Source organism: Capnocytophaga endodontalis, from assembly GCF_002209445.1.
Lineage (GTDB): Bacteria > Bacteroidota > Bacteroidia > Flavobacteriales > Flavobacteriaceae > Capnocytophaga > Capnocytophaga periodontitidis.
Genome location: NZ_CP022022.1, coordinates 1,005,903 through 1,029,959, shown reverse-complemented (window position 1 = coordinate 1,029,959; position 24,057 = coordinate 1,005,903). Strand labels below are relative to the sequence as shown.

The window sequence follows — 24,057 nt, the reverse complement described above, 5'->3', positions numbered from 1 at the left end:
GCTTAAAAAGTATATAATACCCCTACTCCCAAAATTTGTTTGAGCTGAGTGCGTGCTCCATAGTTGTGTTTTTCTCCATTAGGAGCAGTGTACGAATAGAATTTCACATCGTCGTCGTATTTGATATGCACCCCTATACGCGCTTGTACATAGCTATTCACCTTTAGGTTGAGGTTGGTTTCCCAATCCACATCTATATTCCCAAAGTTTCTGAGATAGTCGCCATAGAAGTTAAAGGTGGTGTTGAGCATCATATTTTCCATTATCTTTTTATCCCAACGCCCTGATACTGAAAAACCGAGCTCATTATGCGTGCGTTTTCCTTTCTTGAGGATAGTACCATCGGGGGCGCGCTGGGCTTTTTCTACCCCAAAAGCACCGTCATCGGCTAAACGCTGATTGAATACAGCAGTAGTTTTGAGGGTAATAGGTGAAAGAAAGAGGTTGAAATTGATTTTAGCAGGTGCGTATTCAGCTCCCAAACCGAAGGTAATGTAAGCTGGCGCTAAGAATTTAGAGATAGGTTTTTCTAAATCGGGATAGTTATACCCATTGCTGATTTGCGATAAAAACTGATAACGTGCGGTGTAATACCAAAACGACTGAGAGTCGCCGCGATAGCCAAATGAAGAAATGAGCGACAACTTATCATCTGTTTTGCGCACTTCGCGTCCTTTTTGGGCATTGATACCATAGTTGATTTCGAGTTCATTATCCCAAAAGAAAGTGCGTTCTGTATAACGGCGGCGGAATTTGGCATTCATAATACCCGAAATTGAGGATTCCCCCCCTGCATTCCAATTGGAGAAAGCTACCTCGCTCATATTCAACCCTACTTGGTTGAATTTAAACCATTTTTGTTGTGCTTGTTGGTATCGGTTGAAGGTAAATTTAAGAGCTTCGGGGTCTTCAATTACCCTGATGGTATCGCTTTTTACATCGGCTTGAAAAGCCTTAGCCTTGCGCACTTGTCCCCACGTTGTAACACTGCAAAGAAGGAGTGCGATAATAAGTTTTTTCATACTAAAAGTGATGCTAAATGATTCGGGGTGCAAAGGTAGGGATTATTTGGCAATTAGCCAATTGACAAATCGGTAAATCGGCTCATTACCCCCATAAACTCATTAGGAAGTGTGATGATTTTCAAAGGGATAGTATAATTGTGTTGCGTAGCAAATTCGGCTATAGCACTGCCAAGACCACCTGTAACTCCTTCTTCTACGGTGATAATTTTCTTGTATTTTTGGAAGATGTGATGCAGCATTTCCTCATCTAAAGGTTTGAGAAAACGCATATCGTAATGAGCGTATTTTTCAGCTGTAGTACTCTTTTGGATTTGCTCGGCAACCTCTTCGGCGATAGCACCAATGGTAAGTACCGCTATTTCGCTACCTTCTTTTAGCTGCTCGCCCTTGCCAATAGGCAATGCCTGAAAAGGTTGTTGCCAATGTTTTTCATTACATCTACCGCGCGGATAGCGAATGGCAATAGGATGTTCTAATGGTTGCTGGGCGGTATAAAGCAGGTGGCGCAACTCGGTAGCATTGCGCGGTGAGGCGATAATGAGGTTAGGAATGGGACGCAAAAATGCCATATCAAACACCCCGTGATGGGTAGCACCATCTTCACCTACAAGTCCCGCGCGGTCGATGCAGAATACCACGGGGAGATTTTGTAGAGCTACATCGTGAATGAGTTGGTCGTAGGCGCGTTGCAAGAAAGTGGAATAAATCACACAATAAGGGATAAAACCGCGCGCAGCCCAACCTGCTGCAAAGGTTACAGCGTGTTGTTCGGCAATACCTACATCAAACACTCTATGGGGGAAAGATTGGTGCATAGCTGTAAGTCCGCTACCGCTACTCATTGCAGGGGTAATGGCTATAATTTTAGGGTTGAGTGCGGCAAGCTGGGTGAGGGTCTGCCCTACCACCTCTTGGTATTTCGCAGGTAGAGATCGGTTTTCGGGCAGCGGTTCTCCCGTAATTTTATCAAATAGGGCGGGCGAATGGTAACTCACTTGTTGAGCTTCAGCTTTAGCAAATCCCTTGCCTTTGGTGGTAAGCACGTGCAAGAGTCGCACGCCTCTCTCATTTTTTTCTGCTTCAAGAGATCTGAGCAATTCAGGGAGATTATGCCCATCTACCGTACCTTTGTAAGTGATGTTTAAATCGTTGAAGAAAGTTTCATCAGCACCTTTTCTTTGGCGTAACTGCTCGAAATAATTTTTGAGAGCCCCCACGGTAGGGTCGATAGCCATAGCGTTGTCGTTGAGGATAATAAGCATATTAGCATCGGTAGTGCCGGCGTAGTTCAGCGCCTCAAAAGCCATACCGCTCACAATTGAAGCATCGCCTATCACAGCTATGTGCTGGCGCTGGGTATTCCCCTCCAAAGCCGATGCCATTGCCATACCCAAAACCGCCGAAAGCGAGGTAGACGAGTGTCCCGTGCCGAAAGCATCGTATTCACTTTCTGAGCGTTTAGGGAACCCACTGATGCCGCCCCGTTCGCGTATGTGTGCAAAAGCGGCATCTCTACCCGTGAGGATTTTATGGGCGTAACATTGGTGTCCCACATCCCATACTAATACATCGTCGGGGGTGTTGAACACATAGTGCAGTGCGATAGTGAGTTCCACCACCCCGAGACTCGCACCTAAATGTCCGCCCCTTGTAGCGATAACCTCTATAATGCGCTCACGGATTTGTTGTGCCAGTGTAGGAAGTGCTGCTATAGGAGTATTTCTAAGCTGTTGTATAGTCATCTCATTTGCTAATTTTTCCCTTTATTCACTAATTTTACTACCAACATAATCAGTACACCCATCGCAACGAAAGCTAACAAAGAGGCATACCAATAGGCAACAAAAACACCTTTGAGGACAACAGCAAAAACCACAACAAATAGAATAATAGTCGCCACCTCATTGAGCATTCGCAATTGCACAGAAGTGAGGGTTGCCTGCCCTGCTTGCAAACGTTTCATTATGCGCCACGAATAGTAGTGATACCATAGCAAAAAGGCGATAAACAGCAGTTTGACGTGCATCCAGCCTTGTCTCATAAATGTCCATTCTCCACCGTCATAGAGCATATAAAGTCCGGTGGTAGTCATTAGTATAAGGGCGGGAACAGTGATGATGTTCCACAAGCGCTCTTCCATAAAGCTGAATTGCTTGTGAAGAATAGAACGTTCAGGCTCTTCTTTTTCCAAGGCTTCGGTGTGGTAGATAAAAAGGCGCACCATATAGAAAAGTCCAGCGAAGTAGCTCACTACAAAGATGATATGGATGCATTTAGCAGTAAGATAATCCATAATTACAAAATGTTTTTACGAGTTTTTAGTTATTTGAAAATACAAAGGTAGTAATATTTTTCGGTTCTACTAAAATATAACAGAAAGTGTTTGCCAATTTTCTAATTTGCTAATTTGTTAATTTGCTAATTATACACTACCTTTGTCCCCTCAAACCAGTATAAGTGTTATGGAACAGGTTTACATTTTTATGCTGTTCGTGTTTTTAGTGCTCGCTATTATCGATTTAGTAGTGGGCGTAAGCAACGATGCAGCCAACTTTCTCAACTCAGCCGTTGGCTCTAAAGTGGCTACTATCCGCACTATTATGATAGTCGCCAGCGTGGGGGTAGCCATCGGTGCTATCTTCTCCAGTGGAATGATGGAAATTGCCCGAAAAGGCATCTTCAACCCCCAGCTCTTCTACTTTGATGAGGTAATGATTATCTTTATGTCGGTTATCCTCGCCGATATTCTCCTCTTCGACCTTTTCAACTCTATCGGCTTGCCCACTTCCACTACCGTTTCTGTGGTTTTTGAACTCCTCGGAGCAGCAATGTGTGTGGCTACCATCAAAACTTTTATGAGTGGCGCTCCACTAACTACTGCTTTCGACTATATCAACAAAGGAGAGGTAGGCAAGGTGATTGCGGGTATTTTTACCTCGGTAGCTATCGCTTTTACAGTGGGAGCTATCGTACAATACTTAGCTCGATTGGTCTTTTCATTTAAATATCAAGACAATATAAAATACGTAGGAGGCGTATTTGGCGGCTTGTCGCTCACGGGGCTCTCCTATTTCATTATCTTTAAAGGTCTCAAGGACGTCGCTTTCATCCCTAAAGAAGCCATTGCGTGGATAGATACAAATATTGTACTACTGCTCTTTGGCTGTTTTATTTTCTATTCGGTGCTTTCACAGATGCTTATCCGTATGAAAGTAAACATTTTCAGGGTAATTATCCTCAGTGGTACTTTTGCTTTGGCAATGGCTTTTGCGGGCAACGACTTGGTGAACTTTATCGGGGTGCCTATGGCTGCTTATCAATCCTACGGAATATGGCACAACTCAGGAATGGCTCACGACAGCCTGCTGATGAAGGGTTTAGCCGATAGCGAAATGAGTACCCCTACATTCCTATTGCTGCTCACAGGCTTTGTGATGATTCTCACCCTTTGGTTCTCCAAAAAAGCACGCCACGTGATTGATACAGGGGTGAACCTCTCCCGCCAAAATGAAGGCGGTGAAGAAAAATTCTCTTCTAATTTCCTCTCGCGCTTTTTGGTGCGTATTACCGTGATTTGCGCCAATGCGGTGGAATTTATAATGCCTAAATCGCTCAGCAGTAAAATAGATCACCGTTTTGAAAAACCTGAACGCGACCCTAATGTAAAAGAAGAAGACCTTCCCGCTTTCGACCTTGTGCGCGCTGCAATCAACCTTGTGGTATCGAGTAGTTTGATTGCCTTTGGTACGTCGTTCAAATTACCGCTCTCTACCACTTATGTAACCTTTATGGTGGCAATGGGTTCCTCTCTCGCCGATAGGGCTTGGGGGCGCGACAGTGCTGTATATCGTGTGGCTGGGGTGCTAAACGTAATTGGCGGTTGGTTCTTAACTGCTATTGTGGCTTTTATCGGTGCTTTTATTGTGGCTGGCGTGCTGTATTATGGCAGTGTAATTGGTCTTATCGTGATGATTATGGTGGTAGGCTTCGTGCTCATCCGCAATGCCGTGATTTACCGCAACAAGCAGAAAGCTAAAGCCCAAGGCAAACGCTTTGAACGCGCCGACTTGGCGACTATCGGTGGAGTGATAAAAGAAAGCTCTAACTATGTATCCGAAACGATTTACCGCATTGATGAGCTCTATAGCAAGGTGGTGAAAAACCTCGGTACACAAGATTTGAGCAAACTCACCAAAAACAAGAAGAACGCTAAAAAACTCGAAAAAGAACTCGACGAATTAAAAGGCAATGTATATTACTTTATCAAATCACTGAATGAGAGCTCAGTAGCCTCCAGCAAGTTCTACATTCTCATTTTGGATTACTTGCAGGATATGGCACAGTGTCTCACCGCTATTACCCTCAACAGCTATGAGCACGTGAATAACAACCACAAGAACCTCAAGTTCAACCAGCTGAGAGATTTAAAATACATTTCCGACAAGATGGAAGAAGTGTTTAGAGCAGAAGCCGAAATATTTAAAGGTTCAGACTATAACAAGTTACACATCATCTTTGAAGATTGCAAAGTGCTGAAAGATGAAGTCTCTAAAATGGTTCAAAAGCAAATCGACCGTATTCGTACGACTGAAACCAGTCATAAAACCACCAAATTGTACTTCAGTATTTTGCTCGAAACCAATGCGCTTATCAGGGCTAACAATAACCTGTTAATGCAGTTTGACGAATATCAAAAACAACAAAACAAAAAGAAGAAAATAAACCTTATCAATCTTCAACAAGAGGTAAGAGATAAGAGGTAAGAAGAAAATCAGTACACTTTGCCAAAGTCCTCAATCGCCCGTGCGGTTCGCACCTTTGGCAAAGGCTATCAAAAAAACAAACAGCCTCTACAACAAACTTTTTGGATTTTAATAAATTTTTTATATCTTTGTCGCGTAAGCTAATAAATTGTATTATTTTTCTGTAAATCTGTAATTTAACGTCAGTTTTATATAACAAAACACCGATTTACATTTATATTGTAATCCGTGTTAAATCTGTGTGATTCGTGTTCACATATCCAGCTGTGAGCCCTCGCAGGCTTTGAGACTTTTACAACAAAGTTGTCTATTTATTTGACTAATAAGTAATTAATCATATTTTCCTTACCTCGAACTCACATTAAATAGGTAATACTTATGTTAGTGAATTAGCAAAACACAATTTTCATCACCAAATTTTGGTAAATTGAAAAAAAATGTACTTTTGGAGTTGTTTTTTAACTATCTATCTTCTTTTAACTTATTATGGACGAACGACAAATAGTAACCATCAATACAATGCACACTTGCCCAATGACCACGGGCAACACACCCCACGTAGGAGGACCTATCATTGGTCCAGGGTGCTCTACTGCAACACTCAACGGCATTCCTATAGCTTTGCAAGGAGATAAATGTATATGTGCTGCAGGAGGACAAGATGTGATTTTACAAGGCTGTCCCACCGCTACCATCAACGGTGTACCTATAGCCCTACAAGGCTCTCCTACAGCACACGGCGGCACGATACCCGCAGGCGTACCAGGAGCAGTGATTATTAGCAAAAATACTTCAGTTTTAGAAGCAGGAGCTGAGGGTGAACCCGCAGTTTACAATCTGCAATGGGTAAAAGAAGAACAAATCATTCGTAATAGTAAAATAGAAAAAGTAGTAACCTTAGTTGCCGACACCCGTAACATCCCCAATGGCGAAGAAGTAACCGTAAAAGTCCACACACCCGAACAAGACGGCGGCAGCTCTATGCTAACCGAACTAAAAGGTATTGTACAGGATAACCAAGTACAAGTAGAATGGAAAGTAGAACAGAAAGAAGAAGATGAAAATGCCTCTAAAATCAAAAAAACTTACTATACCGACCTCAATGGAGACATCATAGAAAAAGGTAACATAGGGCAAGAAGTCTACTTAGTAGTAGAAGGTATAAATCTTGCAGAAAAAGAAGCTGATTTAGACCTAACCGATAATGAAATAGATTTTGAATACAAGGGTGAACGTTTAGAAGACGACATACTCAAAGGATACATTTTTCAAAACAATGAAATAGAGCACATCAAACTAAAAATAATAGAACAAAAAAACAACTAAACTATGGCAGGGATAAGAATAACACTAAAAGAAACAGGACAACAATCCATAGCCAGACTATGGGTTTACAATCCTAATGAAGAAAAAGAACCTGATTACCTTATCCACTTCAGAAGACCAGAAGACTATTATGGAGAATTTGGTTTTGATTGGATGCGTGATAATTACCACGATAACACTGTAATTGACAGTGATTACGAAAAATTGAAAAAAGAATATTATGATTGTGAGAAAAATGAAAAAGTAGAATTATCAAAAAACAAAGAATATTTCGTTCCTTGGCTGAGTATATTTCCTGAACAAGAAAAATCTGAACTAAAACAAAAGGTAAAGCTAAAAATAGAAGTAGAAAAATTAAATAATTATCAAATACAAGATGATGATTACATAGAAATTCCTTCAAAAGCAGGTGTTATTTTTAACCCTAATAAAATTAAAGTATCTGAAATAAATAAAAACACAACTATTGAGGTTATTTGTAAAGAACCTTTAGAAAGGGATATATGTATTACTGCCATAGATAAAAATAATATAGAAGTAGGGAAGCTTAATATTATAAAGAATAACGGAAATTACCACCTACCAATACAGCTTGTAAAAATAATTACAAATAAAGGTAATAAAGGAGATAATGAAGAGGCTTCTAGAAAATTATCGCCTTCTAATATTGAAATACTTAAAAAAGAACTACAAAATAAATATTATAATCAACCTTTAATTCATTTAAAATTTCTACCTATAAAAGAAGTGGTTATAGATATAGATGAATTTAAGAAAAAGGGAGTGCTTTCTTTTCATCAAGATGAGATGGGAGAAATATCTATAGTTCGAGCGTTAAAAAATTTTGACGAAGAGGTGTTTAACAAATATTTTAAAGGTTTTAAAGGTATTGTAATTCTTTTAAGTGCAATAAATGAAAATGATATAACAGAAGGTCATGCTAAAGTATTTCCTTTAGATACTCACTATGTTTTTATTATACCAACTTCACTTACAAATTCATTAACAATAGCACATGAATTGGGGCATGTTTTAGGTTTATTTCATTCATCTTTTCAAGGTAAAGAAAATGAAAAAAATATAAAAGAAACTCTTAATAAATATAAAAATAATCCACCAAAAGAAATTAATTATGGAGGAAGAATATACCCAATAAAGCAATTTTTAGATATAAAAAAGAGAGAATTAAACACATTGCCTAAGCATGTATTTAAACCTTTTCAAACAGATAATTTTATGGAATCTACAAATGCAGGAGCGCCTCAAAAATCTTTTTGGAAATGGCAATGGTTAAAAATGCAAGAAGAAATAAAACTTTATCACAATGAAAAATAAAATATTTAAAATACTTTTTCTCCTTTTTACTCTAAACCTTTTCTCTCAGGATTTTAAAGATGAGTACCTACGTGTTTCAGCAGAAGAACCTATAAGAAAAAATCAATATACTGTCAAATCAATACATCAAGACGTAAACTACATTTGGATTAAGAGATTTATGGGTAATAAAACAGAAGTGCTCACATTTGAAAAATGCCTTAGCGGATTAGATTTAGTAAAGGTAGAAAATTATAAAAATGAATTATTAGATGGTTTTTATCTCGAAACAGACAACCATTCCTTTGTAAGGAAAGGATATTATAAAAAAGGAAAAAGAAATGGGTATTGGCATATAAAAGAAGAAGAAAAAGTGTCAAAAGGTCATTATAAAAATGATAAAAAAATAGGTCTGTGGGAAGAACGAGTATTTAGTAATGTAGCAAAAGGAAGATACAAACACGGTGAGAAACACGGACTCTGGACAATAGAAGATATAGATTTGAAAATCATCAATGAAAAAGGACAAGAAGAACGAGTTATTGATAAAGTCTATTACAAAAATGGTGTAGAAGTAAAGAAATAAAAAACTTTTATTATAATAGTACCCTAATTTACAATTATAAATTAGCAATATACCATTGCAGGTCAGCCAAGTCTGCCTCGTCCTATAACTAACAATAATCCTAAAAAGTGTCTCAATTTCGTGAAAATTCGTGTTTCACATACCCAGCTGCGCCAACTCGCTGGCTTTGTGGGAGTTTAAAAATATTTTACTGATTGTTAAATAATTACTTACGTCAAACTCAAGTTAAATATAGAAGAAGAATGGGAATAAGATATTTTATAGCAATATGCGTTTTACTCTTGACTCATCTTGTATATTCACAAAAAGATACGATTACTATAAATCAATCTGACATAGAAATTGTAAAAAAACAAGTCTATAATCATCAAGACGTCCGAGGGGGGTATGATTTGATTAAGAAATATATTTCAAAACAGACGAACCAACCACTAAATGGTTTTTATAAAGTAATCGTAGAGAAGCATTGTTTTTATACACTGTATTTTCAGCAAGGTTTGAAATCTTTGAATGAAGCCGATAATTTCAATTTTATTAGATATTACAAAAATAATAAGCTATATAAATTAGACATTTTTCTACCGCTCTCTTTTACAAGATTGTATTACTATTCTGTAGAGAATTTTGATTGTAATTTAAAAAAGATAGATGTAAAAAAGAAATATATATACGATGACTCTTTAGTCTCTTCCATAAAAATGAAGCAGAGCAAGAAGAAAGATAAAATTAAGTGGAAGTATAAAAAACAAAAGTTTATTTTCCTTTCTAATGAATTGTGTTTGTGATTTTTGCGTAGCTAATTATGAAAAGAATATTACTTAAATTAATACTCATTTTAGTCTTCACTTGTTCTTGCAATAGTTTGAAAAACAAATAGCGAAAATCGCCAACAATATGATAAATTATCCACTTGAAGATGAAGGTCCTCTTTATGAGATGATATATGGCGATAAAGTTTATGAAGAAGGTTTTACGACAAAAGACAAACCTATTGGAAAAGAAGATTTTATAAAAATCTTTGATAAATTATTCACTAAGAAGTATATTTTGCTTTTCCAAAAGTTGGATACAAAGAATATTATTGAAAATAGGATTTTTAGTTGGTGGAATAAGGAAAAAACTACAAATATTGATTTTTCCTTTTTATCAGAAAATTCTTTCCAAATAGATATTGGTTTTTTAGAAAATGATGTTATAGGAGGCTATACCATTACATATATTTTTAAGAAGATAAATGGTAAAATTCTTTTGTATTTAGTTCGAAGTGTGTAATCAATAAAAAACAAAACTTTTCGGACACTCTCTTAACTATTAAACATTTGGCATTATTTTCGTATGTTTTCTTTTAGAAACACAAAAACTATATTCCAAAATGAAAAACCTATCTTATTTTTTGTTATTGTGCCTTGTCCTACTCGTATGCGCTTGTGGCGACCGAAAAGCTTACAAACCCGCTGATCGCGGAAGTAGCACAGGCGATTATGGAGGTATCACCGAATACCGAGATGAAAGCTCTTCCGGCGATTACCGAGAAGAAAGTAGTGGCGAATTAGCCGAGATAGCCGTAGTTGGCTACGGCGAAAAGAGCACTAAGAGAAAACATTCTAAAACAACAGTCGATGTTATCAGAAATGACGAAAGTACAATGTCAGCTAAAATGTCGGTAGCAAAAGATGTAGCAACCAGCAAACCAGCAAAACGCACTGAACCTAAGCACCCTAAATGTCGCCCTGAAAGCGACCCTCAACCGCAGTCTGGTTTGGTAACTGCTGGTGAATGGAACGACCTTAATAGTTGGGATTTCTATCAAAAAACGCTCAATAAAAATGAATTTGCTTCTTTCCCCGAATACTGGCAAATGTACACCAATCACCGCATTGCTGTGCTTCTAACCGCTAATAGCAAACCTGTTGTAAACGCCAGCGTTGCGCTCTATCGTAACAATACCCTGCTATGGACAGCTAAAACCGATAACACGGGTAAAGCTGAACTATGGGTGAGTGCCTTCCAAAAAGAAAAAGAGCTTAACACCGAGCATTTGCGCCTAAAAGTCAATAACGAATGGATAAGCACTGAAAATCCAATTAGCGAAACGACCCTCAATCGTATTGCCCTTAAAAACAACACAGAAAAAACTTCAAACGAAGTACAAATTGCCTTTATGGTGGATGCTACGGGCTCAATGAGTGATGAGTTAGAGTTCCTAAAAATGGACTTGAAGAACGTAATTAGTAAAGTTGAAGAAGGTAATAAAAACCTAAAAATCAGTACTGGCACCGTATTTTACCGCGACGAAGGTGACGACTATGTAGTCAAACACTCCGATTTTACTAAGGATATCAATAAAACCATTCAGTTTATTAATAGCCAAAAAGCTGATGGTGGAGGCGACTTCCCCGAAGCCGTGCATACCGCCCTCAATGAGCTCAACAAACTCCAATGGGACGCCGAGGCACGCACACGTATTGCCTTTTTAGTACTCGATGCCCCTCCACATCACGAAGATAAGGTACTCAAAAGCGTACAAGCCTCTGTAAAAACCGCTGCCGAGAAAGGTATCAAGCTCATCCCCATCGTGGCTAGCGGTATCGATAAACCCACCGAGTTCTTAATGCGCTTTATGGCAATGTATACCAATGGCACCTATGTATTTATCACCGACGACAGCGGTATAGGTAACGCCCATTTGGAACCCAGTGTAGGGGAGTATCAAGTCGAAAAACTCAGCAACCTGATGATTCGTCTTATCAAAAAATATACAGAATAATGTCGTATAAGTTTTAACAAAGTGTAGCAATACCAAAAAAAAAGGCAACTGAGAAGATTTACAGTTGCCTTTTTTTCTTACTTTTTATTTCTTATTTCTTAGCTGCTAAAATTCGTCTTGCAGCTTCGGAAGCGGCGATCAAACCGCCTGCCGACATTATAATATCTTTCAATACCAAGCGTCCAGCTCCCGATAAGTAAGGGAAACCATAAGCTGGAGTAGGCATATCACCACCTAAATTAGGTACATACACCTCGGGGGTAGTGATGAGGAAAGAAAGTGTAACAATGCTCATACCAAAAGTGAGTAAACCTCCTATCACCCCTATTTTAGGTGACCAAATACCTAAAAGGGTAAGTAAACCTATCAAGCAAATGAAAGCCCCTAAACCATAAGAGAAAGTATAAGTATTGTTCTCTTTATGCCATTCGATATTGGCTTTCACCATCTTACCTTCGGGGTTTTTGTGCAATTTGTATTGTGCTACTTCTTTGCCTTTGTTAGCTTCACCTGTAACACCGTTCTCATCGATTGCGGTTTTACCTGAATTAGCATAGAAAAAACTCATAAACGGACTGTTAGTCACGAAAGGTACAATGCCATCGGCTTCATACTGACATACTTTCAAGCCTCCTATCCACGCCATTACGATGAAGATAGCAACCCTGATAAAATTCACGAAACAACGTTCGCTTCCTGCTAAAAATGATAATAACTTTTGCATAGTAATTTGTATTAAATTTCAGGGTGCAAAATTACGTCTTTTTTAGCAAATACAAATGGATAAAAAAGGTGATTGCATAGACATTTTAGTGTGTTTCGTTGGCAACTATTGAAATACCTACGCTTTCGCGGAAGTGTTTAGGCGAGAGTCCCACGTTTTTTTTGAAGAATCTACTGAAGTAAAATTCGTCTTCAAAATTCAAATCAAAGGCTATTTCTTTGATAGACTTATGCGTGAGGTGCAGTTGTTTTTTAGCTTCTAACACCAATCGGTCTTGGAGGAGTTTAGAAGGTGTTTTCCCGATGAGTTTTTTGAGTTTTTTGCTAAAAGCATCGGGGGTGAGGGAAAGCGCCTCGGCATAGAAAGAGAGGTTGCGCTCACTAAGGAAGTGTTTTTCTAAAAGTTCTTGGAAGTCGGTTGCTAAAGTATGGTCGGTTTGTGGAGGAGTATCAGTGAGTAATAGGCTCTTTTCCTTGCTGGAAAGGGCTAAAATAAGCTGAAGATAAGAGCGCAATACCGCTTCTGAAAAAGGATTATTTTCGGTAAGTTCAGCAGTTATATTTCTAAATAGATTTTTTACTTCTACAAAAGTAGCTTCTCCCACAGCAATGTGAGGTTGTAAAAACAGTGCATTAAAGAGGAAACCATTGCAAGCGACTTCTTTTTTGTGGTATTCTATACAATAGAAATCACCGTGAAATTGCAAGAGTTCGGCGGTTGTAATGCTTGCTTCTTGCCACTGAAAGTGCTGAAAAGGAGAGAGAAAAAGCAAGGTGAAACCCTTATAAGTATACGGAGTAGCATCTACTGTAAAAGAGCCTGATCCTTCAAACATAAATATACAATAATTCTCCACACTTATGGGTGTGGAGAATTGTTGCAAATTGATATGTTCAACAAATAAGGTCATTTTTCACCTAATTGTTTATCGTCTATTCATTGATAGCAGCGATACCAGGGAGTACCAATCCTTCGAGGCTTTCGAGCATAGCGCCACCACCGGTAGAAACATAGCTCACTTTGTTTTCAAAGCCAAATTGTTTAACAGCAGCTACCGAGTCGCCACCTCCTACGAGTGAGAAAGCACCTTTTTTAGTAGCTTCGGCAACATAATCACCTACAGCGATAGTACCTTTGGCAAAGTTAGGCATTTCAAACACCCCTATAGGGCCATTCCACAAGATAGTTTTAGAAGCGAGCAATACCGATTTGATATTTTCGAGTGTTTTAGGGCCTGCATCGAGACCTTCCCAACCATCGGGAACAGCATTTACAGGTACTATTTGGGTTTTAGCGTTGTTGTCGAAAGCGTCGGCAGCTACCACATCGATAGGCAAGTGAACTTCTACGCCTTTAGCTTTAGCTTTAGCAAGGATATCAAGAGCGAGGTCGAGTTTATCGTCTTCACAGATAGAGTTTCCTACTTTACCGCCTTGTGCTTTGATAAAAGTATATGCCATACCTCCACCGATGATAAGGTGGTTTACTTTTCCTAAAATATTTTCGATGATAGTGATTTTAGAGGAAACTTTAGAACCGCCGAGTATAGCTGTTACAGGTTTTTCACCTGATCTCATCACTTTGTCGATACTTTCAATTTCTTTAGCGAGGAGGTAACCAAAGCATTTGTTGTTAGGGAAGAATTTAGCTACAATAGTAGTAGAAGCGTGGGCGCGGTGAGCAGTACCAAAAGCGTCGTTCACGTAGATATCGCCGAGTTTAGCCAATTGTTTAGAGAAGTTTTCGTCGCCTTTTTCTTCTTCGTTGTGGAATCGCAAGTTTTCAAGGAGCACTACACTACCCGCAGGAGCTGCAGCTACAGCTTTTTCGGCTACTTCGCCTACGCAATCGTTTACAAAGATTACTTTTTTGCCTAATACTTTTTCTACTTCACTAACGATATGGCGGAGAGAATACTTATCGTTGCGTTCACCTTTTGGGCGACCTAAGTGACTCATCAAAACAGCGGTTCCACCGTCCTTAAGGATTTTCTCGATAGTAGGTTTAGCTGCCTCAATACGAGTGTTATCGGTTACTTTAAAATTTTCGTCTAATGGTACATTGAAGTCCACACGAATCAAGGCTTTCTTGCCTGCAAAGTTAAAATTGTCTATGGTTTTCATATATTGTATATATAAATAATATTTTCAAGCTACAAAGGTACGGATTAATTAGCGAATTTGCAAATTTGGTAATTAGCAAATTTGGGATTTACTTTATTGTTCTCAAATACTCAAGCACTTCTCGGGCTTGTTGCTGGGTGAGGTTTTGGTTGAGCATTAGGCTTTGGTACTCTTCTACTAATTTTTTAGCGATAGGGTCTTGTTTTTCCATTGCATCGGGGTAGAGAATCATATTCATCAGCCACTCAGGGGTACGGCGTTCCATTACGCCAATCATTGCGGGGCCTATCAAGCGTTTTTTAGGGCGGTGGCAGGCAACACAAAGATTGTTAAAAGTTTCTTCACCTTTGGCAGCCATTGCCGCATCGGGGGTATCGGCTAAAGGCGGGTTGAGGGTGATGGGTTTTACCCCTTTTTGGTTTTGCCAATCGGGAAAATCGGGTTCAGGAGTGGCTGTAGTGGTTGCCTGAGGCGCAGTAGTTTCGGGGGTGGTGGTATCGTTGCTATTATTATTGTTATTAGTGCCGCCACCACAAGCGGTTAGGAGTGTTAAAGTTGTGAATATTAAAAAGTGTTTTTTCATAGAAAATCTTTTGTTTAGGCGTTTGCAATATAATAGACTTTGTCAAAGTCCTTGGACTTTGACAAAGTGTAGTGACACGAAGACAATTTTATTTTTACAAGAGTTTTACAACTTCTTTTGCAAAATAGCTTGCGATAATGTCGGCACCAGCGCGTTTGATACTCACGATTTGTTCGATCATCACGGCATCGTGGTCGAGCCACCCCTTGGCAGCAGCGGCTTTGAGCATTGCGTATTCACCTGATACTTGGTATACCGCTACGGGTACTTCGCTCATATTCTTCACCTCGCGCACGATATCTAAATAGCAAAGTCCTGGTTTTACCATTACAATATCAGCGCCTTCTTCTATATCCATACGGGTTTCGCGTAAGGCTTCGAGGCGGTTGTGATAGTCCATTTGATAAGTTTTTTTATCTTTAGGGATATCCTGTTGATCTACAGGTGCACTGTCGAGGGCATCACGGAAAGGGCCGTAAAAAGCTGAGGCGTATTTGGCGCTGTACGACATTATTCCTACGTGTTCAAAACTATTATCCTCAAGGGTTTCGCGCAATGCGACAATGCGGCCGTCCATCATATCGCTGGGGGCTATGAAATCGGCACCAGCCTCGGCGTGTGAGAGAGCCATACGACAAAGGGCATCAACCGTAGCATCGTTTACAATCTTGCCATTTTCTACAATGCCATCGTGCCCATAGATAGAATAAGGGTCGAGGGCTACATCGGTCATTACAAGCATATTAGGAGTTGCTTCTTTCACGGTTTTGATAGCGCGTTGCATCAAACCGTTAGGGTTGGCAGCTTCAGTGCCTTTGTTGTCTTTGAGGTTATCGGGGACTTTTACAAATAGTAAAACTGATTTGAGACCTAAGCTCCAAAGTTCTTTTACTTCTTTTGCCAAGAGGTCGAGGCTATAGCGATAATAACCTGGCATAGAGGCAATTTCTTCTTTTACACCTGTACCTTCGACTACAAAGAGGGGTACGAGGAAATCATCGGGGGTAACGATAGTTTCTTTTACTAAACTACGTATTGTATCGCTTACGCGCAAACGGCGGTTTCTTCTGAGTGGGAACATATTTAATCAATTAACAATTTACAATTAACAAAAAAGTGTTTTACTTCATTCTCGAAAATTTCTATGGGGTAAGAGTGTTCCATAGTGTTGAGCAGATGGATGGTAACATTTGGCAGGCTGCGCATATCGTCACGGAGTACGGCAAGCGATTCCCACGGGGCAATCACGGTGTCCTGCAAGCCTATAACTACCTGCATATAAGCGGTATAATTAGAGTTAGGCTGGGTGTTGAAAGGTAATTCGTGACGGTGAGTAAGCGCAGGGTTGAACAACAAGCAAGGTTTGCCTAATTTTTGAGCGAGGTAATAAACTACGAGTCCGCCCAAACTTGACCCGATGAGTACATCGGCAGAGGAGTATTGGGTTTGCAGTTCATCAAAGAGGTTAGGGGCGTTACGATAGTTGATGGTAGGGGCGAAGATTTCACCATAAGGGGAAAGCACAGCGCGCCTATCATCTTGTAAAAAGCTATCAAGCCCGTGTAAATAAAGTATTTTCATAATGGGGGCAAAGGTAGTATATAATTAGCAAATTAGCAAATTAGCAAATTAGAGAATTAGCAAATTGGCAAATTAGAGAATTAGCAAATTGGCTTATTGTTTTTATTTTAGGATTTCTATATCTACTTGAATCAATCCTTTGTTTTTGTTATCGGTGATTTCCATAAAGGCGCGTTTGGTGAGGTCGAGTTCGCGACCTTTGGTAAAGGGGCCTCTATCGGTAACGGTCACGACTACAGATTTGCCATTTGCGCGATTGGTAACCTTTAGTTGGGTGCCAAAAGGCAAAGAGGGGTGTGCAGTAGTGAGCTTACTATTACTAAATACGGCACCGCTGGCTGTTTTTTTGCCGTTGAATTTGTCGTGGTAATAGGTTGCAGTGACGTCGGTTTTATAAACGCCTGTTTTTATATTGGTTGTTGCTTTAGGGGCAGTTTTTTTTGCGTGTGAACGTGTTGTGCGTTGGTGATCGATAGTAGCACAGGACTGTAAAGCTAAAAGTGCTATCAAGCAAAGAATTAATTTTTTCATCTTGTTTTCTTTTTAAAAAATAAAAGACTGTTCAAAAAAGAGTTATTTTGTAGTTACTATTTTGAACAGTCTTTATAAAAATACTTTATTGGTTACCTACTTTTAGTATCCACGCTTTGGAGTTTTTAAACTCTGGGCGGCGGAGTATGTTGATAAGGCGTTCGCCTGCTTCACCTCGTGTTTCGTAAGGTTTATCGGCATAGATGTAGGTTAAATTGTTATTAGGGTGCATAAAGGTAGCTACCTCTACTTCTAACTTTTGTCTGATTTCATTAGTCATTCTGTAAGCACCCCCTGGGCTATTGTATACACCAAGGATTACATAGTATCCTGGAGGAATATTATCAATATCGTCCTCTACTACTTTGATACGTTTGTTTAAGTCATCCATAGGAGTTTTAGGCTTAGGAGGAGGTGGCGTAGTAGGTGTTTGAGTAACTGTAACGGTAGGTGTTACCACCTTAGGTTCAGGTGGTTTTACTACTGGTGGAGTTTTTACAACTGGTGGTTGTTTTGGTTTTTTGATATGATGTTTACCTCCGAATTGATAAGAGAGTAGCACATCGTAACTACCACCTTGTTCGGCTACATAGTTGGCTATACTCTGTTCGTAACCAAAGCCAATGCTAAAATGGTTGCTTACATTGAAGCCTATTCCTCCAAAAACGCCGTATTTTTGGTCATAACCAGCATACGCCCAGCCCATATTTACATCGAGCATTAGATGGCCTCCAAATTGGAAGTTATCTTTTGTTTTTTTGCCTTTAGCCATTACGCTGAAAAATCCATCTTCTAAAAAGTCGCTTCTGCTTTGTAGCTCTTTGCGGTACATCACGTGAGCGGTGAGCGATTTTTCGTTGAAAGGCACAGCCATTTCACCTGCTGAGAAAGAATAGTCTAAGAGGTTTTCGGCGGTAAGCCCGACGTGCCAATAGCCAAAGTTTACATCTACCCCAGGTTGGAGGTTGATGATACTGGTAGGTTTGGCATTTTCAACTAAGGGGTCTTGTACGTTTGAACGCACTTTGTTTTTATCGATACTGCTGCGAGCGAAGACCACATTCAAGCCCAAGCGCAAATAGTTATCTCTTGAGATTTCAACTTGGTGTACGTAGTTTCCTAAGACACCTACATTGGAGAAGAAGCTCACATTACGCTGGAAGACCATTCCGTGAGCCATATTATTTCCGTCGTAATAATCTTTTTTTCGACCTGCATCACCGCCCCATTTTTTGCCATAAGAAAGACCAAAGGTATTGAATTTATCGTCCTTAAAGCCCATCCATTGGTTGCGATGGAAGAAGGTGATTTGGGATTCGTTTTTGCTAAAGATAGGAAATGCGGGGTTCATTAGATAAGTGTTGTACTTTACGGCTGTATGTCCAGGCATTTCATAGGGCAAATAATTACCATCGCCTTGAGCCCAACTGTAGTAGGCAGCAAGCACAAACGCTATAATGAGTATATGTAATCTACTTTTCATTGTTCGTTTTTATTTTAGTATGGTAATTGTACCTTTCAAATCTACGCTTTTTGTTTGACCATTTTCGGTATATTCACCTTTTATAGTGTAGATATAGATAAGAGCACGTTTGCCAAGGTCTTTAAAAGCATTAGAATTAGCTGAAGGCCACTGATTTTTGTAATTAGTGCCGGAATATTCTTCTTTACCTTCGACTGTATAGATGGTTACTTTCACATTGGGGCTAGTATATTTAGCTGGGATTTCCCAAGTATCGTTGAAATGGTCGCCATTAGGGGTTACAATGTTCGGTACTTTATCTACTTTATAAATATCCAATTGGAAACTTATGGCATTTTCGCCTATAGCGGGGCAAGATATTTCTTTTAGAGTGTAATTACCTGCCATATCTTCGGAAGTGATATCAAGTGATGTGCCATATTTTTCGGTGCCATCATCTTTCACCCATACGAAGTTACCTCCTGCGATTTCTATTTCGTTGTTAGTATTTGTTTTTTTAAGTACTACAATATGTTCGCCTACTTGAGCACTTATTTTTATTTTAGGGGAATTGTTTTGTCCTATTTTAGAAATTGTACTGTTGTTATCGCTTCCTTTAAAGCCGAGTTCAAAGAGGCCTAAGCGGTAGTTTTCTACTTTTATATGAGCGCGTTTAGGGCAACCGCCATTGTTAATTTCTAAATAGTACTCTCCTATAGCATCTACACTTGCGGTAGGGGCTTCACTGCCCAGCGGTGTGTCGTTCGTATAGTTAGCACTGGTTACTTTGTACCATTTGTAAGAAAAGCTATCGGCAAGGGTAGCATTGGGGTCGAAACTATCGGCGGCGACGGTTAGGGTAACCGAACCACCTTGACAAAGATAAACAGTTCCTTTGGCGCCATCGGCTGATGAAATCTCGAAATCGGGGATGGGTGTAAAGGCGATAGCGCGCTCAGCAGAGGTTTTGATGATGCTGGTGTTGTAAGTAACCTTTACAGCATATTTAGCTGATTCGGAATTACCAGCGCGCAATACTATCAATTGGTGACGTGTTTCGCCTAAGATATCGTTACCATCTTTCGACCATTGGAAATTGAAATAACGATAGTCGGCGCGTTTCACTTCCACTTCTTGTCCGCTACTACTCAGTTTTACTTTTATTTTTTGTACTTCGAGGGTAGTTTGAGAGCGGGTTTCGCAATCGGTAGAGGAGATAGCGAGTGTACCTACTTTCACTTCGGTGATATCGGCAATGGTTTCGAAATAGACAGGATCGAGGGTTTTTACAGTGCCGCAATTGCCGTTATCGGTGAGTTTTACGGTATAGATATCTACTGAAGTAGGAGCCGATGAGATGGTGAGTTGGGTACCTGTTTCGCCAGAAAGTACTGTACCATTTTTGCTCCATTCGATAGTAGGAGAAGTCATATTATGAGAGACTTGCAAGACATTTGTTTTGCCGTGATAGTAAATTTCACGGGTGTTGATATCATCTGCCCAACGGGCTGTGATAGTAGTTTTCTTTACCACTACGGAATTAGAGGTAGCTGGGCATCCTCCAGAGCTTGCTCCTACAGTAGCATAGTATACGCCAGAGCCCTCGGCAGCATATTCGGTTTTGCCTACTCCTTCGGCGACCTTCACGTTGTCCTTAAACCAAGTGTAGGTGGCTGAAGCAGAAGCACCCGTAGTAATGGTGAGGGTTGCGACGCCATCGCAGAATTCCAATGAATTGTTGCCACCGTTAATTTTTAGGGCATTGGCATCTTGTAGCCGGATGTCTAATTCGTTAGAATCGGGGATAGAGAAGCCTGTAGCAGTAACTTTCAGTTTGTATTTACCGTTTTCTAAGGCGCTATTCAAAGGCAGTTCGCTTTGGGTTTTTCCTGCTAAATCTTGATAAGTACCTGAGAGATTGGCTTGCCACTGGAAGGAGAAAGTGGTATAATCGGAAGGGTCGACAGTGAGTTCGGTACCCCCAGCAACGGCAGTAATTTTATCGATTGCCAAAGTAACGGCGTTGGTAGTACAGGGTTGAAAAGCGTTTTTGGTTTTGATTGCCACTTTAAAGCTATCGGGGGCTTTAAGAGTAATCTCGTTAGTAGTAACAGTAGCGGCACAGCCAGCGGTTTGCACTACTTGGGCTTTATAGGTGCCCGCAGTATTAGCAGTATAGGTAGCTGCTGTTTCACCTGTAATTTCTGCACCATCTTTGAACCATTTGTACTGAGGACTTTGGGCGGTGGTGCTCACAGTAAAAACACGGTTTTTACCTGGCATTAGCACAGTGCCTCCCGTGGTACTGATAGATGCAGTGATATTATCTTTTCGCTTGATCGTTACTCGGTTAGATTGTACATCACAACTACCGCCACTCCCTACTTGTACGTAGTAGTTACCAGCGAGGTTTTGCCCAACGGGAACAGTATAGGTATTCACTCCTTGGGTTTCAGTTAGTTTGGTATTATCACGATACCAAATAAACTTAGCGGAAGGATTGGCGGGAGTAGCTGTAAGGGTAAAGGATTCGCTTTCGCATATTTCGGAAGCTGAGGAAGTGAGTGTAACGGATTGGCTTCCAGACATTCTTACTTCAATAGAAGGAGAGTAAGCACTATGAGGACAATCTGTTTTATAATCTATAGCTGCATAGTACTCACCTGGTTCAGAGACTGTAAAGGTAGGGCCTGCATCTCTTTGGATAGGAATACGTTGGGAACCTACCCTTTTACCCCATACATAACGATAATTGGACACTGGTAGCCCATCATTAAGAGCTATCACTTTTAATTCTTGAGTATGACCAGGGCAAAGTGTTACATTTTGAGGAGCAACAGTTACACGATTAACTTCCAACCAAATGGCTTTAAAACTTTCTGTCCCAACGGTAGCATCTCTGTTGAGTGCAATTATTTCTGCAGCAGGGCTGGTACTTCTTACTCTTATCTTAAAATTTGAACCAGAAGTATTAGCGGGAAAAGAAAAACTAGTTTGTGGAGCTTTAAAATCAAATTTAGAATTTTGACCTGTTATTGTTTTCAGAATAATAGGGTTATCAAAACTTCCATTAGCATCTGACAACTCTATATAAAACACATTATTGGCATTAGGTAAAGGAGGATCCCAATAAAAATTCACACTCCAATTATTATAACCAGGGGCAATGCAAGCATTCCCAAATTGCCTTCTTGCATATTTAAACCTACCCTGTATTTGAGCATATAGCTCCTGTGCTCCAGAGAAGAGAAAGAAAAACAACACAAGGTATTTAAAAAAACTTTTTACTTTCATTTCATTTAAAAATTAAAAAAAACATTGCTATAAGAAATGTGCTTACAAAGCACTATACATTGCGCAAAATTACAAAAAAGAAAAATACTACACAAATATAAGCGTAAAAATTTTTTATTATTTTATAAAAGGACGTTAAAAATAGAAAATCTTCAAGATTAATTATTATAAAGAAAAAGTATAGCTTTGATAAGAAAAAGAAATCTAATAATTAAAAAAATATATTTTAACCCAAGTTATTATGATAGGCTTCTCTCACAAATCTTATAAATTTAAAACTCTCATTGATAGATTTCACAAAATATACTGCTAAATGAAATCGTAAATTAAATTGATATTATTTTACACATTCAAGCACAAAAAAGACCTTGACAAAGCCTCAGCTTTATCAAAGTCTTTTCTATTTTAACTATAGAGGGCTCTCTAAAAATTTAGAAAGATACTTTCCTGTGCTTCTGGAGTATTAAAAATATCTTTTAACATAGCCATATATTCATTGTATGACTGATCATTAGGAAATAACAGAAAAGCTTCTAAGGTTTCAAATCTATAAAAAGCAATAGCTCTATGTTCAGGCATAGGTTTAATAATCAAAGCAGATAGTTCTGTATGATTAAAACACCTTTTCCCTCCTATTTTAATACTTAGTAACCTCTGCCCCCATTCTTCTCTTAAAAAATAAAAAGGCTCTATCGCAAAATCTCCAACATCTGTATATTCAGACTTATAATAAATCTCAAAACGATATTTCCCGATCCAAGCTCTTGCATATTGCTGATTAAGCTCTCTCATTGACTTGTGAGAGTTATAATAATTAAAAGGAAGATCAAGAAATCCGTCTTTTTTCTTTTTAGTCACTTTTTCATGTTCAATAGTTTTAGGAATAAAAGAAGGAATTCCTCTATCTCCTAATGCAGAAGGTATCCTACTGACATTACCACAATAGATAAGAGGAAACGGTTGCACTGGTAATTCATAAAAGGCATATTTTTCAAAATTATTAGTATAAATATTCTTAAGCATATTTACGTAATTCCTATAAATTTCTTTGTTCGGAAATTTATAAAAATTAATTGCATCATATTCAAATTCACCTCCTCTATAAATTCCAAAAACCTTAAATGGTTTAGCCTTATAAAACACTACAATATTCTCTTTCTCATACAAACCATAAAGTTCGTAATAAGAATATGTTGGTGAGTCTGTCCCTGTACAAATAGGTTCAATTTCATAAGGTTTTTGTAGAGTCCATTTTCGCATTTTTTCATTAACAAAAGGATGGCCATCTTCAGTATGAGTAATTTCAAAGCCTTCACTATCTACAATTGTAAATTTTTCAAAAAAGGCATTCAAGTGTTTATTAGCAAATTCTAGTGAAGAAGGAATATTGGCAATGGCACATCCTTCGTCATTGTAAAAAGAGTAATTATTAGGAATAGTTTCAGTAATATTAAACTTTTTAAAGTCTTTAGGATAACCTAACATTATCTGGTTAGGTTTGATAGTAGTTGTTGGGGTAGTAGTTCCACCATTATTACAATTACAATTTTCTTTCTCTTTGCTACAACTTGCAAGAGTAAGAGCAATTACCGCTAAAGTAGTTAAAATTTTTCTCATTGTTTCTTTTTTTAGTTTATAGGGCAAAAGTACAAAAAAGAAAAATACTACACAAATATAAGCGTAAAATTTTTTTATGATTTTCACGGGCGATTGGTGGGAATGATGGGAGAATCTCAGAGCATCTCGGGGGGAATCGGAGGGGGTGCGAGGGTAGGGTTAGGTAGGTATGAAATAAAAAAAGAGCAACTCTTTATCAGAATTGCTCTTTGTAAGAAGGCGGCGACATACTCTCCCACGTGACCGTAGTACCATCTGCGCTAAAAGGTTTAACTGCTCTGTTCGGAATGGTAAGAGGTGAGACCTTTGACTATAACCACCTTAAACTTTTTAGGTGTCAGGGGTTAGGGGGTAGGTTTCA

Annotated in this window: 20 protein-coding genes and 1 rRNA gene; 7 read left to right on the top strand and 14 right to left on the bottom strand. The window is 39.0% G+C overall.

Going from position 1 to position 24,057, the window contains the following annotated elements; genetic code table 11:
* Positions 1-2 precede the first annotated feature (2 nt).
* The 3 genes from CBG49_RS04885 to CBG49_RS04875 are packed head-to-tail and all read right to left on the bottom strand — an operon-like array spanning position 3 to position 3,321.
* Complete coding sequence (locus CBG49_RS04885) at positions 3-1,022, bottom strand: DUF3078 domain-containing protein (RefSeq protein WP_088593610.1); 1,020 nt, start codon at positions 1,020-1,022, stop codon at positions 3-5.
* Positions 1,023-1,075: 53 nt separating this feature from the next.
* Positions 1,076-2,761, bottom strand: a complete 1,686-nt coding sequence (locus CBG49_RS04880; protein ID WP_088595265.1) for a 1-deoxy-D-xylulose-5-phosphate synthase — start codon at positions 2,759-2,761, stop codon at positions 1,076-1,078.
* 14 nt (positions 2,762-2,775) lie between these two features.
* The gene (locus CBG49_RS04875; protein WP_088593609.1) at positions 2,776-3,321 is read right to left on the bottom strand and encodes a CopD family protein; all 546 of its coding nucleotides are present in this window, start codon (positions 3,319-3,321) and stop codon (positions 2,776-2,778) included.
* Positions 3,322-3,487: 166 nt separating this feature from the next.
* Between CBG49_RS04875 and CBG49_RS04870 the strand changes: the two genes are divergently transcribed.
* The 7 genes from CBG49_RS04870 to CBG49_RS04840 all read left to right on the top strand — a co-directional run bounded on the left by CBG49_RS04870 (position 3,488) and on the right by CBG49_RS04840 (position 11,781).
* Positions 3,488-5,788 (top strand): inorganic phosphate transporter, encoded by a 2,301-nt coding sequence (locus CBG49_RS04870; protein ID WP_088593608.1) that lies wholly within the window; start codon positions 3,488-3,490, stop codon positions 5,786-5,788.
* A gap of 486 nt (positions 5,789-6,274) precedes the next feature.
* A complete protein-coding gene (locus CBG49_RS04865; protein WP_227002960.1) occupies positions 6,275-7,114 on the top strand; it encodes a PAAR domain-containing protein in 840 nt (279 codons plus the stop codon).
* Between the two features lie 3 nt (positions 7,115-7,117).
* Positions 7,118-8,449: a zinc metalloprotease gene (locus CBG49_RS04860; RefSeq protein ID WP_088593607.1), complete on the top strand. Its 1,332-nt coding sequence runs from the start codon at positions 7,118-7,120 to the stop codon at positions 8,447-8,449.
* Positions 8,439-9,014: a hypothetical protein gene (locus CBG49_RS04855; RefSeq protein WP_088593606.1), complete on the top strand. Its 576-nt coding sequence runs from the start codon at positions 8,439-8,441 to the stop codon at positions 9,012-9,014. Before CBG49_RS04860 ends, CBG49_RS04855 begins: the two co-directional genes overlap by 11 nt.
* 242 nt (positions 9,015-9,256) lie before the next feature.
* The gene (locus CBG49_RS04850; RefSeq protein ID WP_088593605.1) at positions 9,257-9,799 is read left to right on the top strand and encodes a hypothetical protein; all 543 of its coding nucleotides are present in this window, start codon (positions 9,257-9,259) and stop codon (positions 9,797-9,799) included.
* 109 nt (positions 9,800-9,908) lie between these two features.
* Complete coding sequence (locus tag CBG49_RS04845; RefSeq protein ID WP_193433077.1) at positions 9,909-10,286, top strand: hypothetical protein; 378 nt, start codon at positions 9,909-9,911, stop codon at positions 10,284-10,286.
* 100 nt (positions 10,287-10,386) lie between these two features.
* Positions 10,387-11,781, top strand: coding sequence for a vWA domain-containing protein (locus CBG49_RS04840; RefSeq protein ID WP_088593604.1), 1,395 nt, complete (start codon positions 10,387-10,389; stop codon positions 11,779-11,781).
* Positions 11,782-11,872: 91 nt separating this feature from the next.
* On the opposite strand, the gene CBG49_RS04835 is transcribed toward CBG49_RS04840, so the two are convergent.
* The 11 genes from CBG49_RS04835 to rrf all read right to left on the bottom strand — a co-directional run bounded on the left by CBG49_RS04835 (position 11,873) and on the right by rrf (position 24,020).
* The gene (locus tag CBG49_RS04835) at positions 11,873-12,505 is read right to left on the bottom strand and encodes a DUF417 family protein (protein ID WP_009413424.1); all 633 of its coding nucleotides are present in this window, start codon (positions 12,503-12,505) and stop codon (positions 11,873-11,875) included.
* Between the two features lie 85 nt (positions 12,506-12,590).
* A complete protein-coding gene (locus CBG49_RS04830; protein ID WP_088593603.1) occupies positions 12,591-13,415 on the bottom strand; it encodes a helix-turn-helix domain-containing protein in 825 nt (274 codons plus the stop codon).
* A gap of 22 nt (positions 13,416-13,437) precedes the next feature.
* Positions 13,438-14,628, bottom strand: coding sequence for a phosphoglycerate kinase (locus CBG49_RS04825; RefSeq protein WP_009413426.1), 1,191 nt, complete (start codon positions 14,626-14,628; stop codon positions 13,438-13,440).
* 88 nt (positions 14,629-14,716) lie between these two features.
* Positions 14,717-15,211 (bottom strand): c-type cytochrome, encoded by a 495-nt coding sequence (locus CBG49_RS04820; RefSeq protein WP_088593602.1) that lies wholly within the window; start codon positions 15,209-15,211, stop codon positions 14,717-14,719.
* A gap of 94 nt (positions 15,212-15,305) precedes the next feature.
* Entirely contained in the window at positions 15,306-16,292 is a 987-nt protein-coding gene (gene hemB / locus CBG49_RS04815) for a porphobilinogen synthase (protein ID WP_088593601.1), read from the bottom strand.
* A 2-nt stretch (positions 16,293-16,294) separates the two neighbouring features.
* Positions 16,295-16,792 (bottom strand): YqiA/YcfP family alpha/beta fold hydrolase, encoded by a 498-nt coding sequence (locus CBG49_RS04810; protein WP_088593600.1) that lies wholly within the window; start codon positions 16,790-16,792, stop codon positions 16,295-16,297.
* Positions 16,793-16,894: 102 nt separating this feature from the next.
* Positions 16,895-17,323, bottom strand: coding sequence for a septal ring lytic transglycosylase RlpA family protein (locus CBG49_RS04805; RefSeq protein ID WP_088593599.1), 429 nt, complete (start codon positions 17,321-17,323; stop codon positions 16,895-16,897).
* Between the two features lie 85 nt (positions 17,324-17,408).
* Complete coding sequence (locus CBG49_RS04800) at positions 17,409-18,806, bottom strand: PorP/SprF family type IX secretion system membrane protein (RefSeq protein ID WP_088593598.1); 1,398 nt, start codon at positions 18,804-18,806, stop codon at positions 17,409-17,411.
* A gap of 9 nt (positions 18,807-18,815) precedes the next feature.
* Positions 18,816-22,079, bottom strand: coding sequence for an Ig-like domain-containing protein (locus tag CBG49_RS04795; RefSeq protein ID WP_088593597.1), 3,264 nt, complete (start codon positions 22,077-22,079; stop codon positions 18,816-18,818).
* 423 nt (positions 22,080-22,502) lie between these two features.
* Entirely contained in the window at positions 22,503-23,696 is a 1,194-nt protein-coding gene (locus CBG49_RS04790; RefSeq protein WP_088593596.1) for a hypothetical protein, read from the bottom strand.
* 214 nt (positions 23,697-23,910) lie between these two features.
* Positions 23,911-24,020, bottom strand: a 5S ribosomal RNA gene (rrf, locus tag CBG49_RS04785).
* Positions 24,021-24,057 lie beyond the last annotated feature (37 nt).